Origin of the sequence: Fictibacillus sp. FJAT-27399, from assembly GCF_001510655.1 — a bacterium.
Taxonomy (GTDB): domain Bacteria; phylum Bacillota; class Bacilli; order Bacillales; family Fictibacillaceae; genus Fictibacillus_C; species Fictibacillus_C marinisediminis.
On sequence record NZ_LMVC01000002.1, the window covers coordinates 994,290 to 1,010,950 of the forward strand.

Here is a 16,661-nt window from a genome sequence, read left to right on the forward strand (position 1 = left end):
TAAATCAATGAAAAGTGGCTATTTCACATTTATACTGCATGCCCATCTTCCCTACGTAAAGCACAGAGAGGCTAACCGGCTCGAAGAACGATGGGTGTTCGAAGCAATGACAGAGACCTACATCCCGCTGCTTTGGGTGCTTGAGCGTCAGCCTGAAGGCTTCACCTGGAGTATTTCCTTTTCGCCGCCGGTGATGGAAATGCTGGCAGACCCTGTACTGCAAAGAAGATATTTGGAGTATCTGGATAGTACGGAAAATCTCATTAAAAAAGAAAAACTTCGCACTCTCGATCAAGACGAAGCGAAAGCCATCCAATTTTACAGTGAGCGTTATAAGAACATTCGGGACACATTTTTTAAATGGAACCAGAATCTGCTCAATGGTTTTAAACATTACCATTCGGCGGGAGCACTCGAATGCTTCACAACAGCGGCTACACATACGTTCTTACCTTACGTTCAGACCCGCGAAGCCTTACATGCTCAAATCGATATGGGTATCGCAACATTTAAACATCATTTCGGTGAAAAACCTAAAGGATTCTGGCTCCCGGAGTGTGCGTACACTCCCGGCATCGATCAGCTGCTCCATCAGAAAGGGATCTTGTACACATTTGTCGATGAACAAACGCTCCTGAACAGCAGCCCCAAATCTGCACGAGGCATCGGTTCCCCCGTCTACTCGCCGCATGGAGTGGCACTATTTCCAAGAAACCGCGAAATATCCGGAAAAGTATGGAGTTCGGTGAACGGTTATCCGGGTGATGTAGACTACCGTGAATTTTACCGGGATATCGCCTATAACAGGGAGCTTGATTATATCCTTCCTCATATCCATCCAGAAGGAATCAGGATCGATACCGGCCTGAAATATCACCGGATCACAGGTCCCGTCGAAGATAAACAGATCTATGTCCGTGAATGGGCAGAAGGAAAAATAAGACAGCACGCAGAGCACTTTACAGAGACGATAGAAACCCGGCTCAGAGAAAAGGAAGACGAATGCTTCCCTCCTCATCTTATTACGGCACCTTTTGATGCTGAATTGTTCGGGCACTGGTGGTTCGAGGGTACAGATTGGATCTCTGCGTTTCAGCAGGCAAGTGCCGGGAGAGTAGAATGGATTACTCCATCTGAATTTATAAGCCGCCATTATCGTGACCTTGAAACTGTACACGCTTCTTTTTCAACTTGGGGACGCAATGAATACGGAGAAGTCTGGTTAAATGAGAAGAATGCGTGGATGTACCGGCATCTGCATAAATGTGAAAGAGAGATCATATCAGCCGTTGCGCTGCACTCGCCGCTCACACCTGTTACAAAACGCTACGTTCAACAGTTGATTAGGGAATGGATGCTGGCTGCCAGCTCAGACTGGGCATTTATCATTGATAATGAAACATCAGCACAGTATGCCAATGAGCGTTTTAAAACCCACATTGAACGATTCCATACCATCAAGGAACTGTTACAGCAAACTCCAAATAATACTGCATCAATCGAAGCTTTTGAAAAGGATTTCCCATTTTTAAAAAGTATTGATACAAGTTATTTTGAAACTACGCATGACCTCTATATACAGCAGCACTACAACCAGAAGCCTGAACAAGAAAAACGAAAAATCCTTATGCTATCCTGGGAGTTTCCGCCAATGGTAGTCGGCGGGCTCGCCCGTCATGTATTTGATCTAGCCAAAACGCTTGTTAAACAAGGCCACGAGGTCCATGTCGTCACATGCCATGTAGACGGTTACCCTGACTATGAGATCAACCAGGGAATATATGTTTATCGAGTAAGGTCCAATCAGCCTCAGACCGAGGAGTTCTTCCACTGGACGGGCAGCCTGAACCTTGCGATCGCCGATCAAGGGAGAGAACTTTCCAAAAAAATTGATTTTGATTGCATTCATGCCCATGACTGGCTTGTCAGTGTGGCCGCTAAAGGATTAAAACAGGAACTGAATATCCCGCTGATCGCAACGATCCATGCGACCGAACATGGCCGCAACAATGGAATTCATAACGCCCTTCAATATGAGATCAATCAAAAAGAGTGGGAACTTTGCTATGAAGCGAGCCAAGTCATCGTGTGCAGCCCATATATGAAAAAAGAAGTTGCCGCGGTGTTCAGGTTACCTGAAGAAAAGATTCATATCCTTCCAAACGGGGTTGATCCTGAACTGATTCAGACAGAAGAGGTTTTGGATGGTTTCCGTTTTAAAGAGCACCATGAAATCCTTGTTTTCTCAGTAGGGCGTGTAGTAAAAGAAAAAGGATTCCAGACCATCATCGAAGCCGCTCATCTGGTCAAACAGAGGATGGGCAACATCAAGTTTATGATTGCCGGCAAAGGTCCGATGCTGGATGAATACCGCGATCGAATTCATAGGGAGGGACTTGAAGATTACGTTACTTTTACCGGTTTTGTATCAGATGATGACAGAAACCGGATCCTGTCGGAATGCGATATTGCGTTATTTCCGAGCCTGTATGAACCGTTCGGCATTGTTGCCCTGGAAGGGATGGTGGCAGGAAAAGCAACCGTTGTTTCAGATACGGGCGGACTGAGAGACATTATCCGCCATGAAGAGACCGGGCTGAAAATCTATCCCGGCAATCCGGAAAGTCTGGCATGGGCAGTTCTGACGCTTGCTCAAGATGAACATTTACGGCGCACTCTCGCCATCAACGGCAAGAGAGAAGCGGAAACCGTATTTAACTGGAAAGAAATTGCTCAACAAACAAGCGCATTGTATGAACAATGTTTAGAAAAAAATCCGGTATAAGGGGCTGTGTATAAATGAAAGGTGTAATAATGGCTGGGGGAAAAGGAACCCGTCTTCGTCCACTGACTTGCAATCTGCCTAAACCAATGGTGCCGCTGCTGCATAAACCCGTAATGGAGTACAGCATTGAGCTGCTGAAAAAATATGGCATCACGGATATCGCAGTAACGCTGCATTATATGCCAGAGGCCATCAAAAATTATTTTGGAGATGGCAGTGACTTTGGCGTTAACCTTCATTATTTTGAGGAAACGACGCCGCTAGGGACAGCAGGGAGCATTAAAAACGCAGAAGATTTCTTGGATGAGCGCTTCATCGTGATCAGCGGTGATGCCTTGACGGATTTTGATCTACTAAAGGGAATCCAATACCATCAGGAAAAGGACGCCCTCGTTACGATCTTTATGAAACAGGTCGAATCTCCGCTTGAATACGGTGTGATCATGACCAATCAGAACGGAGAGATCATCCGTTTCCTTGAAAAACCAAGCTGGAATGAAGTATTCAGCGATACAGTCAACACCGGCATTTATGTCCTCGAACCGGAAATTTTTCAATATATGGAGAAGGAATTTCAGACGGATTTCAGCAAAGACTTGTTCCCTCTCCTGATGAAAGAAGAGCGGCCATTGTATGGCTACCCGGCAGAAGGCTACTGGTCGGATATCGGAAGCCTCCATCAGTACCGGCAATCACACCGCGACATGCTGGATGGCCTTGTCAACCTGCCGTTCTCAGGGCATGAGATCGACCAGGGAATCTGGGTCGGGAACAATGTTGTCATTGAAGACGGCGCAAAACTCGAACGGCCGGTACATATTGCGGATGGAACAGTCGTCAGGGCAGGAGCGGATATAAAAAGCTATTCTGTCATTGGCCGGAATAATGTCATTTCTTCTCAAGCGTCATTAAAGAAAAGCATTCTTTGGCATGATGTTTATGTGGGATCCGAAAGCGAGCTGAGGGGTGCAACCATTGCAAATGGAACGATGGTCGAGCAGGGAGCAGCGATCTACGAGCATGCTGTTGTCGGCGATCATTGCAAGATCGGAAAACGCTCCACTTTAAAGCCGGAAGTGAAAATCTGGCCGGAAAAAGAGATCTATGATGAAGCACTTGTGCATACTTCATTGATCTGGGGAAGAAAAGCGACCAAGTCATTGTTCGGCAGCCGCGGGGTCTCAGGGATCGCCAATGTAGAGATCACACCTGATTATATCGCAAGACTTGCTTCTGCGTATGGAGCTGTGCTGCCTTACGGTTCCAACATCGCGATCGCCAGTGATTCTCATTCTTTCTCCGGAATGATTAAACAGGCCTTTATCCAGGGATTGTTGTCATCTGGGGTAAATACTCTTGATACGAGCCCTACGGTAGCTCCTGTCGTCCGTTTTGCGATTGAGATGGATAATCTTCAAGGCGGTGTCTACATCCGTTTTTCAAACAGAGGCGGAGAAAAGCAAGTGTTAATCGAGTTCTATGACCACAAAGGCCTGCCGATCCATCCTGATCAGGAACGGAAGATCGAGAATGCTTATTGGCAAGAAGATTACCGACGTGCCGCTTTTGACATGATCGGCAAAAGTACCTACAACAATTATAAAAACGAAGAATATATTGAAGCCCTTTTACAGACCGTCAATAAAAAAAGAATCAGAAATTCAAAGTTTCGAATCGTTGTAAACTATAATCACCAGCCGTATCTCAGCTTTATTCCTATCCTTTTTCATAAATTGGATTGTGAGTTCTTGACCGTTCCATCTGAGACGGGACCTGAGGAAATGGCTTCCTTTGTCAGAGTGACGAATGCCAATCTTGGGATTCTTGTCGGTGAGGCCGGAGAAACGCTCAGCCTGATCACGGAGTCTGGAAAACTGCTCGATGAGGAAACGATGCTTTCTCTATATGTTCTCGTGACGTTTTACGAAGGAAAACAACACGAAATGGCTATCCCGGTCTATGGTTCTTCTGACCTTGACAGCCTGGCAGGCCGTTTGAACGGAAGGCTCATCCGCACGAAAGCCAATCCTCGATCCATTATGGAAGTCGGCACCGGGGTGATGAATTTTCAGTACGACGCCCAGTATGCACTCATTCACATCCTGGAGATGATGGCTACCCAGAAGATCACACTGTCAGAACTAGTAGGGTTGCTGCCAAATGTGAATATGCTGAGAGAGTATGTTCCTTGTCCATGGGATAAAAAGGGAAAAGTCATGAGAAAGCTTATGGAGGATATCCGTGATAATAAAGTGGAACTCGTCGACGGCATCAAAGTCTTTCATCCTGAAGGCGGCTGGACACTGATTCTTCCGGATGTAGAACAGCCGGTCTTCACTGTGTATTCGCAGGGATCGAACATGGATCAGGCGAAAGAAGCTGCAGCTGAGTTCATCGATAAAATCCGGCTGTATCAGAAGGTTTAATGGATCATGCCGAGGCAGCTTGTAGCCGGAAACGGAAAAATTCTCGTAAACATTGATCAGCACCTTCAGATTAGAGACATTTATTATCCTTATGTCGGACAGCAAAATCACGTTCAGGGACATGCAAACAGAGTGGGGATATGGTCAGATGGCCATTTCTCCTGGCTGTCTTCGGAACACTGGAGCGTCCATACGGACTATCATAAGGATTCTCTTGTAACCTGCTGTACGGCTGAAAACAAACAGATGGGCATTCGCCTTGTATTTGAAGACGGTGTTCATCAGCGTGAAAATATGTTTTTGCGCCGAATAAAAGTGACGAACACCTCGAAGAGGGAAAAGAAAATCCGGCTCTTTTTTCATCAGGATTTAAATATTTATGAGACAGAGGTTGGAGATACTGCTTTTTACGCCCCGGATTCAAGGTCTATTATCCATTACAAAAAGAATCGCTATTTTTTGTTTAATGCTCTTTTTGGAGATAATGGCATATCACAGTATACGACAGGAATCAAACGGTTCCAAAGCGCTGAAGGAACATGGAAGGATGCCGAGGATGGATCGCTGCACATTAATCCGATCGCCCAGGGATCTGTAGACAGCACCTTTTCTGTGGAACATGAAGTTCGAGGAGAAGAAACCGTTGAAGCCTTTTATTGGATGACCATTGGGAGGAACAGGGAAGAGATCCTTGCACTGAACGAATACATCAAAGAAATCGGACCATCATTGACTATTGATAAGATCATGATCTACTGGAGGAGATGGGCGAATAAATCACCGCTGCCAGATACAGATCTGGAGGAAGAGATTTTAGCTCTGTATAAACGGAGCCTGCTCATTGTCCGTACTCAGACTAATGAAAATGGCTATATCATGGCTGCCAATGATTCTGACATCCAGCAATATAACCGGGATCATTACAGCTATATGTGGCCGAGGGACGGTGCACTTGTGGCAGCGGCAATCGCCAAAGCCGGCTATCAGGGGATGGTGAAAAATTTCTATAGAAGGTGTGCAGACGTGCTGACAAAAGAAGGTTTTCTGCACCATAAATACAATCCAGACGGCTCGATCGGTTCAAGCTGGCATCCGACTGTCGGAAAAGACGGGAAAGAACAGCTGCCGATACAAGAGGATGAAACGGCACTCGTATTATGGGCGTTTTGGGAGCACTATAAAGAGACCGGGGATATCGAATTTGCCCAATCTCTTTACCGATCGCTTATAAGGCCGGGTGCCCGTTTTCTTCTTCAGTTCATGGATGAGGAGCTTGATCTGCCCAATCCGTCCTATGACTTGTGGGAAGAAAGAAGGGGAGTCTTTTCGTTTACGTGCTCAGCTGTTTACGGCGGTTTGATGGCAGCTCACTCTTTTGCTCTTTTATTTGGGGAAGATGACAGGGCTGCAAGGTACAAAGCGGGAGCAGAGCGCGTAAAAAAAGGAATGGAGAACCATCTTTACGATCAAGAAGCCGGACGGTTCCTCCGGGGAATTTACTTGAACGAGGAAAATCGGGAAATAACGAAAGATTATACGATAGAAAGCAGCATGTACGGCTTGTTTGCATTCGGTGTTTTTTCCGCCAATGATGAAAGAGTGCAGTCTACGATGGAGGCGATTGAGCGGGAACTGTATATCAAAACACCGATTGGCGGAGTCGCAAGGTATTTTAACGATTATTATTTTCAGCAGACCCATGAAGTGGAGAAGGTGCCAGGCAATCCTTGGCTAATCTGTACACTGTGGCTTGCGAAATGGAAAATTGCTGCAGCCGTTGACCGGAACGGCCTCAAACAATGCAGGGAATACTTGCACTGGGTGGTCTCCCACGCATTTTCAAGCGGAGTTCTGCCTGAGCAGCTGCATCCATTCTCTGGTGAACCGCTGTCCGTCGCACCATTAACATGGTCCCACGCGACCTTCGTGGATGTCGTTGTCGATTATATTCAAGCTTATGAACGTCTTGAATAAAATGCACTTGCTGAAATTAAATGTGTCTGGTATTATATTAAAGTATGAATTAATTTGGAAACAAATCAATCAAAGCAGTACGCCATTTTTGTAATGGTTAAGGTTTGGAGGGAAAATACATGCGTGTAAACATCACTCTTGCTTGCACTGAAACTGGTGATCGCAACTATATTACGAAGAAAAACAAACGTAATAACCCAGAGCGCTTAGAGCTTAAAAAGTACAGCCCAAGACTAAAAAAATATACATTGCACCGTGAAACGAAGTAATGTAAGGAAAAGCCACCTAAATCCTTGGTAGACAAGGGATTAGGTGGCTTTTTTATTTCCGTTTTTTCTCTTCATCACTTCTCCATTACCCTTTGATAATGAGCACATAGCTTTAAAGGGAGTGATAACGGCAGTCCTTGCTGTATGGAGGAAGTTTTGATGCAGGGAATAACAGTCAGTATACAGTTGCTGTTAGATAAGTAACTGGTAAAATAAGAATGAGAATGATTTATAAGAGGAGATGCGGTATGGAGAAGAAGAACTTAAGAAAAGAAATGAAAAACAAACTGCTGACTCTGGACTCAACGTTACATAAAACGAAAAGTAAAGATATTGCCAGGCAGTTATTCAACATGCCGTTATGGTCGAACGCGGAGCATATCGGGATTACGATTTCAAGGGGATTTGAAGTAGATACCCGGGAGATTATAAAAAAAGCATGGGTTGAAGGAAAAGAAGTAAGTGTTCCAAAGTGCAGTACTGATGGGGAGAGGGCGATGGATTTTTATAAGATCACCTCTTTTGAGGACCTGGAAAATGTATACATGGACCTTTATGAACCCATTCGTTCCAAAACTCAGCTTTCTTCTGCCGATAATATCGAGTTGATGATCGTACCTGGCTTGATCTTTAGTCCAGAAGGTTACCGCATCGGTTTTGGGGGCGGATTTTATGACAGGTACCTGGCATCCTATGACGGAAATACGGTTTCTTTGGCTTTCGACTTTCAGCTCTCACATTCGATACCTGTTGAACCGTTCGATATTCCTGTCCAATGGATTGTAACAGATCTAGGTGTTCATAAGGCGGAATTTTGATGGGATGGATCGTCTTTGGCATCATCCTGGGCTGCTTTGTTTTTGCGTCCTTTAAACTTAAAATGCTCACACTGAGCGGAGCATTTGCCAGCTGGGGAATGGGTATGGTTGTTTATGGGGCTTTTGGTTTCAACGGGCTGAGCGTGCTCCTTCTTTTCTTTATCAGCTCCTCACTTTTAAGTAAATGGGGAAAAGTGAAAAAGCAGCAGATGAGAACGATCGTAAAAGAATCAAAAGGGAGAGATGCGGGACAGGTCTTTGCGAATGGAGGCGGCGCGTTTTTTGCAGGAGCAGGCTATTTAATGTTTCCGCATCCTTTTTGGCTGCTTCTCTTGCTCGGCAGTTTGGCAGAAGCCGCAGCTGATACTTGGGCTTCTGAAGTGGGAGTCCTCTCTAGAGCAAAACCATATCATATCCTCCGGAGACAAAGGGTAGAAAGAGGAATATCGGGCGCGGTGTCTCCCCTTGGGCTCACGGCAGCAGCACTGGGTTCTTTTGTGATCAGTGTGGCAGGGGCAATGCTGTTTTTTCATGGCCCCCGGGCCTTTATCGTCTTCTTGGCTGTGGGCATTGCCGGATTTTTTGGCAATGTTCTCGATACTCTGATCGGCGGGACAATTCAGCTTTCCTACCGATGTAAGGTATGTGGAATTGAAGTGGAAGAGGCGGATCACTGCGGTGTAAAATGCAGCAAACTAAAAGGCTCGCCTGCAGTCACAAACAATGCCGTGAATTTTGTTTCCAGTGCAGCTGCAGGGCTAGCAGCAGGGGTGCTTATCCTATGGTTATGAAAATGAATTGTACGGGTGTAGTACTTGCCGGAGGAGAATCATCCCGTTTTCCCATTCATAAATCATTTGCTCATTATGATGGTGAATATTTTTATGAAAGGGCTGTCTCTTGTTTGAAACCTGTTGTATCCTCTGTTTATCTCGTTGCGCATCCATCCATCGCCCATAAACTGTCAGCTTCATCTGCAATGGTGATCCAGGACCTTCCATACCTGCAAGGACAAGGGCCGCTGGCGGGAATTCTTACGGCGATGAACATCAGAGAGGAAGCTGACTGGTACGCGGTCATCACGTGTGATATGCCTCTCATGAAAACTGAAATATATGAGATCCTTTTAACCGCTGCGTTGAGTATTCCGGGAATTCAGGCAGTTGTGCCTGTGGTGGAAGAACGCCAGCAGCCGCTTGCCGCACTTTACCATAAGAGCTGCAAACCGGTCATATCCCAGCTTCTTACTGAAGGAAAGAGGAGCATGCATGGTTTGCTGCAATCTGTAAATACGAAGTACATCGATGAACTCTGCGGCGATTGGAATCCACATGATTTTATAAATATTAATACACAGGAAGATTACTCCCTTTATATTGAAAAAGGGCTAAGGGAATAATTTGCACAATCATGGCAAAAAGTAAGAGCAAGGAGGAATGCTCTGTGACTAGATTTATATTCAAGCTTGCCCTTGTTGTTGCCTTGATCCTGATAGGTTATCAGTACAGATATCGGCTGCTCAATGTCATACTGGGAGTGCCTTTGCTCCGAAGATTCGCGGTTGGCCGAATGATGTCGTTTCCGGGTTTGCGTGATAAATTTATGAAGGAAATGTTCTGAGGCGCTGTTCGCGCCTCTTCTTTTTGGTATGAAAGCAAACGGAATCTTTTTTGATCTTGATAATACCCTTTTTGATTATGACCGTGCTTTTGGGCTTGCCGCTATGCAAAGCTTCTCAGAAATGTATGGGGAACGGATGATAGTAGGGTGCACCAAAGTGAATATTGAACTGGATTGGTTTAAAATTTTCAAAACATACTGCGACCATTTTTGGGCTGGCTATGAGTGCGGTGATCTTTCCCGTACCGCGTATCAGAACAAAAGATTTATAACTTCTTTGCAGGCATGCGGACTGCAAGCAGGATCCCATAGGGCTGCTGCTGTTTTTGAAGAACGTCTCAGAACATACATCCCATCGTATTGTAGGCTGTATGCAGGGGTCTCACAAATCTTACAGGAACTTTGTGATCGTAAAATGTTGATGGGCATCATTACCAATGGAGAGAAAACGGTTCAGAGAAATAAAATAGCAGCCTTAAACCTTACGAACTGGATAAAGCCTCAACATGTCTTTATATCTGACGAGATGAATGTACAAAAACCCAATCCCGCCATATTTGAAAAGATTCAAGAGAAAACGGATTGCAGCAATCCTCTTTATGTCGGTGATTCTTGGGACCAGGATATTTTTCCTGCCACCGTGTCCGGATGGAAAGCGGTCTGGCTCACTACAAGAAGGAGTGAGCCGAAAACACAAGGCAGTCATTTGGAATACAGAAGAGCTGCTTCGGTTTCTGAACTGAATCAGCTTCTTATCTCGTATATTGAATGAGCTGGATATACTCTCCGTCCTTGAGCTTAAACAGAACCATCAAATGGGTCTTATCCTTGCTGAACAGGATAAGCGGCATGCTGCTGCCGATGGGGCCCACTTTGGATCCATTGCTTTTCTTGACACCGAGAAAATAATTTTTATACAGTCCTTCCCACAGGTTGCCGATAATTTTATTCGTCTGGTCTTGTGTGAAACCAGGGAGCGGACTGTTTTGGTACTGGGGCAGATCGTTTAGTGCCACAGCATTGTAATTCGCGCCGTTCACATTGTAGAACTGTTTGGCCCCGCTCCAGGTCTGCTGAAGAAATGGATAGGTCTTAACATCCAATTTGGTTTTTACAGATCGCTCACTGCTGTTCTTTGGGTTTTGGAAAGAAGAGAAGGAGCTGCCTTTGTGATAGACATAAAGATTTTTTTTGCTCATCGCCTGGGCGCTGCGATAGGTGTCTTCATTTCTATGAATTTCAGCATAGTGATAGCTGACACTCTGAGACAATTGATCGTTCCCTCCAGGCACTTTTTTAGACTGATTAAGTGTTCTGGTGTCTTGTTCCCATTTGTTCATCGTGCTTGTTAATACACCGTTCGCATACAGCATGGAAATATCTTGCCGAAGATAGGCAGGCTTGTTCGTTTCAGATGATACATCCCAATTGAGTGTATAATTTTCAGCAGTTGAGCCGCCCAAAGTTACATTCGTCGTTGCTTTTGTGAAGGTTACTTGGGTGTCTATGGGAAAGAAGATGATACTTTCTTTAACAGGTTCCCTGCCAAAATAATACATAAAAAAGAGTATTGCGAAAAAAACAGGCAGAACGACACCAAGCCAATTTCTCATTTTCATAGGAATTAACCACCCCGCTGGACAGACTGTTGTTCCATGTTTATGCATAGCCGGCTAAAGAAAGAAGAAGGAATTTAATGAGAAGGAAAGAAATTCTTATAGTGAAAAACTAGACGATTATAGGAGAGAGGCACATCATGATCAATGAACAAGAAATACTTCAGAATATTAGTGACTTAGTCAGTATTCCAAGCCCAGCGGGCTATACAGATCACGCGATTTCCTATGTGAGCGATTTCCTGAAAAAGGAAAACGTTCCTTATTACATTAACCATAAAGGGGGACTGATCGCGACAATTAAAGGAAAGGACGATTCGAAGCATCGTTTGCTGACGGCGCATGTGGATACGCTGGGTGCAATGGTGAAAGAGATAAAGGGCAGCGGACGCCTGAAGCTCACCATGATCGGAGGATTCCGCTGGAACGCAGTCGAAGGAGAATATTGCAAGATACATACAACTGACGGAAAAATTTATACAGGGACCATCCTAATGCATCAGACGTCTGTCCATGTTTATAAAGATGCGGGAGACGCAAAAAGGGACGAAGTGAATATTGAAGTTCGGATCGACCAGCAGGTGAAAACAAAAGAGGAGACAGAAAAACTCGGTATCTCGGTAGGGGATTTCGTATCCTTTGAACCAAGGGTGGAAATTACAGAGAGCGGATTTATTAAATCGAGGCATCTCGATGATAAAGCAAGCGTCGGTATATTGATGCATCTTATTAAAGTGATTAAAGATCAAAGGATTGAACTGCCTTATACTGTGAATTTCCTTATCTCAAACAATGAAGAGATCGGGTACGGCGGAAATTCCAATATTTCAGAAGAGACGGTTGAATATATCGCAGTCGACATGGGAGCGATCGGTGACGGGCAGGCGACCGATGAGTACACTGTGTCGATCTGTGCGAAAGATTCCAGCGGCCCTTATCATTACGGACTGCGCAAACATTTAGTCAAACTGGCTGAAGAGCATAGTGTCGACTACCGTGTGGATATCTATCCTTTTTATGGCTCTGATGCATCGGCGGCCATTAAAGCAGGCTATGACATTAAGCACGGATTGGTAGGAGCAGGGATCGATGCTTCACATGCCTATGAACGCACTCACGTACAGTCCTTGCGGCATACGGCGACTTTGCTGCTTCATTACATGCAGTCTGAACTCGTCTGATGAGTTTGAAGATTTTTTCATAAGAAACAGAAAGAAACCGCTGTCTTTTCAGCGGTTTTTTTCTTCTGTCTCTGCTATAATAATCAGGGTGATAAAATGAAAACGCTATATGATGTGCAGCAGCTCTTAAAGAGATTTGGAATCTTTATTTATACCGGACACCGGATGGCTGATCTTGAGCTGATGCAGGATGAACTAAGAACCCTGTACGATTCAGGTTTGATCGATCAACAGGAATTTAAGATGGCACTGCTGATTATTAAAGCTAACTATCAAAAATTCAGCTAATAAAATTGATATAAAAGGGTGACAGCTATGATTGAGAAATGGTATGTAGGCGTAGATCTTGGCGGAACAACAATTAAAATGGCATTTATCAGCGACTATGGTGATCTGATCAAGAAGTGGGAGATCCCAACGGATATCTCTGAAAAAGGAAAAAATATCACAACAGATATTGCGAAAAGCATCGACTCTGTTCTGGAGGAGCTTGGCGAAAAGAAATCCAGGCTCAATGGAATCGGCATGGGAGCTCCTGGATTTATAGATCTGTCCCGCGGATTTATCTACCATGCGGTCAACATCGGCTGGGTAAACTTCCCGCTGAAAGAACGTCTGGAAATGGAGACAGGGCTGCCTGTAGTCGTAGATAATGATGCCAATCTTGCAGCTGTCGGAGAAATGTGGAGGGGGGCCGGCGATGGAGCCAAAGACCTCCTTTGTGTAACACTTGGTACGGGTGTTGGAGGCGGAATCGTCGCCAATGGGAAAATTCTTCACGGAACCAACGGAATGGCAGGAGAGATCGGGCACATTACAGCCATTCCTGAAGTTGGTGCACCATGCAACTGCGGCAAAACCGGGTGTATTGAAACCATAGCATCTGCTACAGGCATATGCCGCCTTGCTCGTGAAGGTTTGGAAAAATATCCGGATTCCATCCTTCATAAAGAACAGGAAAAAGAGGATGGAATCACGTCTAAGGATGTTTTTGACGCTGCTGATAAGAAGGATGAGCTGGCGCTGTATGTCTTGGAGCTCGTGGGATATCACCTCGGTTTTATGATCGCGAACCTTGGGAATGCGATCAATCCAGGGAAAATTGTTTTTGGCGGCGGAGTATCAAAAGCTGGAGATAAAATCCTTCAGCCTGTCAAACAAAACTTTGATAAGTTTGCACTTCCGCGTGTAAAAGAAGGAGCGGAATTTGCTATTGCTTCACTAGGAAACGATGCAGGTGTATACGGGGGAGCCTGGATGGCGAAAAAATTGCATGAGGAAACTATTTTATAAACGATCCATAGTTTTTTAAAAGACCATGCCCAGCATGGTTTTTTCTTTTCATTCATGACTTAACTTCTGTATGAATACACTGAAAGGTAGAAGTTACATGATGAGGAGGAGCTTATGAAAATAACGGTAAGAAAGGGAGATACGTTTTCTTATTACAGCCAATTATTTGGACTCCCCTTACAGCTGCTGCTGGATTCCAACTTGCAAACGGATCCCGAATATTTGCTGCCCGGATCTTCGCTGCTCATTCCCGGCTATTTTCATCATGAGCATACGGTAAAAAAAGGAGACACATTCCATTCCCTCTCTAGGAGATACAATGTCTCTTTAGATGGCTTGTTTATATTGAATCAGGAAAATAATGCACAGCTTCTCAAAGAGGGAATGGTCGTGAATGTTCCGGAGCGAGCGGTACACCGTGTCGTTTCAGTCGGTGTGCCGTATGATTATAGTGTTCTGAAATACGATCTTCAGCGTTTATGCTCACTTTATCCCTTCATTCACTCTGACTGTTTTGGACAATCGGTATTAAAAAAAGACCTTGTTCAGCTGAAATGCGGAAGAGGGCGAAAGAAGGTGCACGTGAATGCCTCTTTTCATGCAAATGAATGGATAACGACCGGCATCTTGATGGTTTTTTTAAACGATTACTTGTTGGCGCTGACAAATAATACACCCATCCGGGGAATCAATATGCTGCCTTTGTACGAATCAGCGACGCTGTCAGCCGTTCCAATGGTCGATCCTGATGGTGTCGATCTCGTCCTGCAGGGTCCGCCCGATATAGAGCCGTACCGCAGCCTGGTCAAAACCTTAAACAAGCAGCATCCCAATTTTAAAGACTGGAAGGCCAACATCAGGGGAGTGGATTTAAACAACCAGCTTCCGGCACGGTGGGAGATCGAAAAAGCTAGAAAGCCGGCAGAACCGGCTCCAAGAGATTATCCGGGAGATTATCCGCTTTCCGAGCCCGAAGCGAAGGCGATAGCCAATCTGACGGTCGACGAAAATTTTGACCGTGTTATCGCTCTTCACACCCAAGGGAAAGAATTTTATTGGGGCTTTGAGAAGGAAGAACCGGATGAAGCCGAAAAGATCGCCGAAGAATTCGAACGTGTAAGCGGCTATAAAGCAGTCCGCTACGTAGACAGTTACGCGGGATACAAAGACTGGTTCATACAGGAGTTTCGCAAACCGGGTTTTACTATCGAACTGGGGATCGGTGTAAATCCGCTTCCTCTTTCGCAATTCCAGGAAATTTATAAAGATACGCTTGGTATATTTCTGGCCAGTCTGTACATGTAAAGAAGCGGAGAAACCAGCAGCCATAAAAGAATTGCCCCCAATTGTGAGTCCAAACTAACGATTGGGGGCACTTCACTAGGTGCTGGTTTTTTCTTATGGGTTAAATCATGGTACACTGTTAGTATTCTCGATTCTATTAACTCAGGAGGTTATTATGGCTATTATAGACATTACGGTTATCCCGATCGGGACAGAATCCCCGAGTGTCAGTACATATGTTGCAGGAATACAGCGTGTTCTTGAAAAATATAATGATCAGATTAACTACGAACTGACTCCGATGAACACCATTGTAGAAGGGGAGCTGGATGTTTTATTAAACGTCATCAAAGAAATGCATGAAGCGCCCTTTCAGGAGGGCATACAGCGGGTGGCTACAAATATCCGCATTGATGATCGAAGAGACAAGAAATCTACGATGAAATCCAAACTGGAAAGCGTACGGAACAAAATGCAAGGGTAAATAAAAAACCATCCGCGATACTTCGCGGATGGTTTCTTGCTGTTCGGTTTAGTGGCCTGTAGAGCCTCCGCCTGTGAACAAATCGATAAAGGTCATGATGGTAAACCAGCCAAATACTGCAAATGTAAGAAACGCAAAACCAGAACCTAACATATTCTTAATTTTTAATGACCGCAGTAAACCTAGAGCAGCAAAAATTGTAACAATTGCGAAAATAATGGCTAAAGCCATATCCTATGCCCCCCTTACTCTGGAGTAATCTACTTAAATACTGAATTCCCTATGTATAGCAAAAAATCCGGGTACTGCCTTGTACTATTTTACTTGTTTTGTTAACTTTTGTACAGTCTCCATTTTATTAAGATTGGACTGTAATGGCAATATTGTAAGCACTTGCATATTTTTCGATCAGTTCTCTTTCTTCTTTGTCAACGAAGTACTTTGAGCTGTAGTCCCGTTGTTCTGTCCCAATTAAATGTTCGTCGAGCTGAAACAGGGCCATGCTGATCTCCTGGCTGGTACCTCCGTTTATCGTGAAGGATAGAACAGTGTCTTCAAAGAGGTAAAAGTGTTGAGAAGCTGATCGGAATCCATAGTCCCAAAAGCGGTCTGTAGGCTGGAAGGATTCTGGAGAGTAAAGGGGATGCAACTCTTCGAAATAGTTCTGCGTTTCATAATAGGCTTTTAGTGCAAGAGCTTCTTCCATCGTTTTTACAATAATGATCTCTCCGCTCCGGTCGAACACATTGGCCAGTTCGGCTGTCTTTCTGACAACTTGGGCTGCAGCAGCAGGGTGTTTTTTAGAAACCGGTTTTATCTCAATTCCATAACAAAGCGACAAAGCCATCTCCTCCGCATCTTTTTTAATTTTAGTGTAAAATAGGGGGAAATAGATTGCAATGGAGGGATAC

General features: G+C 44.7%; 17 protein-coding genes. 14 read left to right on the top strand and 3 right to left on the bottom strand.

Features of this window, described 5'->3' with window-relative positions; translation table 11 throughout:
• The first annotated feature begins 7 nt into the window (after positions 1-7).
• From AR335_RS10000 to AR335_RS10035, 9 genes are all read left to right on the top strand, one after another.
• The gene (locus AR335_RS10000; RefSeq protein ID WP_062234974.1) at positions 8-2,785 is read left to right on the top strand and encodes a 1,4-alpha-glucan branching protein domain-containing protein; all 2,778 of its coding nucleotides are present in this window, start codon (positions 8-10) and stop codon (positions 2,783-2,785) included.
• Between the two features lie 14 nt (positions 2,786-2,799).
• The gene (locus tag AR335_RS10005; RefSeq protein ID WP_062234977.1) at positions 2,800-5,211 is read left to right on the top strand and encodes a sugar phosphate nucleotidyltransferase; all 2,412 of its coding nucleotides are present in this window, start codon (positions 2,800-2,802) and stop codon (positions 5,209-5,211) included.
• A 6-nt stretch (positions 5,212-5,217) separates the two neighbouring features.
• Positions 5,218-7,185, top strand: a complete 1,968-nt coding sequence (locus AR335_RS10010) for a glycoside hydrolase family 15 protein (RefSeq protein ID WP_062234980.1) — start codon at positions 5,218-5,220, stop codon at positions 7,183-7,185.
• Between the two features lie 119 nt (positions 7,186-7,304).
• Complete coding sequence (rpmG, locus tag AR335_RS10015) at positions 7,305-7,454, top strand: 50S ribosomal protein L33 (protein ID WP_007202187.1); 150 nt, start codon at positions 7,305-7,307, stop codon at positions 7,452-7,454.
• A 248-nt stretch (positions 7,455-7,702) separates the two neighbouring features.
• On the top strand, positions 7,703-8,272 hold the full coding sequence (locus tag AR335_RS10020; protein ID WP_062234983.1) for a 5-formyltetrahydrofolate cyclo-ligase: 570 nt from the start codon (positions 7,703-7,705) through the stop codon (positions 8,270-8,272).
• Entirely contained in the window at positions 8,272-9,063 is a 792-nt protein-coding gene (locus AR335_RS10025) for a DUF92 domain-containing protein (protein WP_062234986.1), read from the top strand. The genes AR335_RS10020 and AR335_RS10025 overlap by 1 nt, the downstream gene beginning before the upstream one ends.
• Positions 9,054-9,671, top strand: coding sequence for a molybdenum cofactor guanylyltransferase (locus tag AR335_RS10030; protein ID WP_062234989.1), 618 nt, complete (start codon positions 9,054-9,056; stop codon positions 9,669-9,671). Before AR335_RS10025 ends, AR335_RS10030 begins: the two co-directional genes overlap by 10 nt.
• A gap of 44 nt (positions 9,672-9,715) precedes the next feature.
• Positions 9,716-9,892 carry a hypothetical protein gene (locus AR335_RS23925; protein WP_156316364.1) on the top strand — a complete coding sequence of 59 codons (177 nt, stop codon included), beginning with the start codon at positions 9,716-9,718 and terminating at the stop codon, positions 9,890-9,892.
• Positions 9,893-9,920: 28 nt separating this feature from the next.
• Positions 9,921-10,664 (top strand): HAD family hydrolase, encoded by a 744-nt coding sequence (locus tag AR335_RS10035; protein ID WP_062234992.1) that lies wholly within the window; start codon positions 9,921-9,923, stop codon positions 10,662-10,664.
• On the opposite strand, the gene AR335_RS10040 is transcribed toward AR335_RS10035, so the two are convergent.
• Complete coding sequence (locus tag AR335_RS10040) at positions 10,645-11,511, bottom strand: hypothetical protein (protein WP_062234995.1); 867 nt, start codon at positions 11,509-11,511, stop codon at positions 10,645-10,647. The two genes, AR335_RS10035 and AR335_RS10040, sit on opposite strands and share 20 nt — an antisense overlap.
• A 137-nt stretch (positions 11,512-11,648) precedes the next feature.
• Between AR335_RS10040 and AR335_RS10045 the strand changes: the two genes are divergently transcribed.
• The 5 genes from AR335_RS10045 (at position 11,649) to AR335_RS10065 (ending at position 15,750) form a co-directional block, all read left to right on the top strand.
• A complete protein-coding gene (locus tag AR335_RS10045; RefSeq protein ID WP_062234998.1) occupies positions 11,649-12,689 on the top strand; it encodes a M42 family metallopeptidase in 1,041 nt (346 codons plus the stop codon).
• Positions 12,690-12,785: 96 nt separating this feature from the next.
• Positions 12,786-12,977, top strand: a complete 192-nt coding sequence (locus AR335_RS10050) for a YqgQ family protein (RefSeq protein WP_053357887.1) — start codon at positions 12,786-12,788, stop codon at positions 12,975-12,977.
• A gap of 27 nt (positions 12,978-13,004) precedes the next feature.
• Positions 13,005-13,982: an ROK family glucokinase gene (locus AR335_RS10055; RefSeq protein ID WP_062235001.1), complete on the top strand. Its 978-nt coding sequence runs from the start codon at positions 13,005-13,007 to the stop codon at positions 13,980-13,982.
• Positions 13,983-14,096: 114 nt separating this feature from the next.
• Positions 14,097-15,287: a M14 family metallopeptidase gene (locus AR335_RS10060; RefSeq protein WP_062235003.1), complete on the top strand. Its 1,191-nt coding sequence runs from the start codon at positions 14,097-14,099 to the stop codon at positions 15,285-15,287.
• Positions 15,288-15,441: 154 nt separating this feature from the next.
• Entirely contained in the window at positions 15,442-15,750 is a 309-nt protein-coding gene (locus tag AR335_RS10065) for an MTH1187 family thiamine-binding protein (protein ID WP_053357890.1), read from the top strand.
• A 48-nt stretch (positions 15,751-15,798) separates the two neighbouring features.
• On the opposite strand, the gene AR335_RS10070 is transcribed toward AR335_RS10065, so the two are convergent.
• Complete coding sequence (locus AR335_RS10070) at positions 15,799-15,981, bottom strand: DUF2759 domain-containing protein (protein ID WP_053357891.1); 183 nt, start codon at positions 15,979-15,981, stop codon at positions 15,799-15,801.
• A 127-nt stretch (positions 15,982-16,108) separates the two neighbouring features.
• Positions 16,109-16,591: a hypothetical protein gene (locus tag AR335_RS10075; RefSeq protein WP_062235004.1), complete on the bottom strand. Its 483-nt coding sequence runs from the start codon at positions 16,589-16,591 to the stop codon at positions 16,109-16,111.
• Positions 16,592-16,661 lie beyond the last annotated feature (70 nt).

What these genes read in the sequence shown, in the direction of transcription:
- AR335_RS10000 (WP_062234974.1), top strand. Translation starts at nt 8, where the DNA reads ATGAAAAGTGGCTATTTCACATTTATACTGCATGCCCATCTTCCCTAC.
- AR335_RS10005 (WP_062234977.1), top strand. Translation starts at nt 2,800, where the DNA reads ATGAAAGGTGTAATAATGGCTGGGGGAAAAGGAACCCGTCTTCGTCCA.
- AR335_RS10010 (WP_062234980.1), top strand. Translation starts at nt 5,218, where the DNA reads ATGCCGAGGCAGCTTGTAGCCGGAAACGGAAAAATTCTCGTAAACATT.
- rpmG (WP_007202187.1), top strand. Translation starts at nt 7,305, where the DNA reads ATGCGTGTAAACATCACTCTTGCTTGCACTGAAACTGGTGATCGCAAC.
- AR335_RS10020 (WP_062234983.1), top strand. Translation starts at nt 7,703, where the DNA reads ATGGAGAAGAAGAACTTAAGAAAAGAAATGAAAAACAAACTGCTGACT.
- AR335_RS10025 (WP_062234986.1), top strand. Translation starts at nt 8,272, where the DNA reads ATGGGATGGATCGTCTTTGGCATCATCCTGGGCTGCTTTGTTTTTGCG.
- AR335_RS10030 (WP_062234989.1), top strand. Translation starts at nt 9,054, where the DNA reads ATGGTTATGAAAATGAATTGTACGGGTGTAGTACTTGCCGGAGGAGAA.
- AR335_RS10035 (WP_062234992.1), top strand. Translation starts at nt 9,921, where the DNA reads ATGAAAGCAAACGGAATCTTTTTTGATCTTGATAATACCCTTTTTGAT.
- AR335_RS10040 (WP_062234995.1), bottom strand. Translation starts at nt 11,511, where the DNA reads ATGAAAATGAGAAATTGGCTTGGTGTCGTTCTGCCTGTTTTTTTCGCA.
- AR335_RS10045 (WP_062234998.1), top strand. Translation starts at nt 11,649, where the DNA reads ATGATCAATGAACAAGAAATACTTCAGAATATTAGTGACTTAGTCAGT.
- AR335_RS10050 (WP_053357887.1), top strand. Translation starts at nt 12,786, where the DNA reads ATGAAAACGCTATATGATGTGCAGCAGCTCTTAAAGAGATTTGGAATC.
- AR335_RS10055 (WP_062235001.1), top strand. Translation starts at nt 13,005, where the DNA reads ATGATTGAGAAATGGTATGTAGGCGTAGATCTTGGCGGAACAACAATT.
- AR335_RS10060 (WP_062235003.1), top strand. Translation starts at nt 14,097, where the DNA reads ATGAAAATAACGGTAAGAAAGGGAGATACGTTTTCTTATTACAGCCAA.
- AR335_RS10065 (WP_053357890.1), top strand. Translation starts at nt 15,442, where the DNA reads ATGGCTATTATAGACATTACGGTTATCCCGATCGGGACAGAATCCCCG.
- AR335_RS10070 (WP_053357891.1), bottom strand. Translation starts at nt 15,981, where the DNA reads ATGGCTTTAGCCATTATTTTCGCAATTGTTACAATTTTTGCTGCTCTA.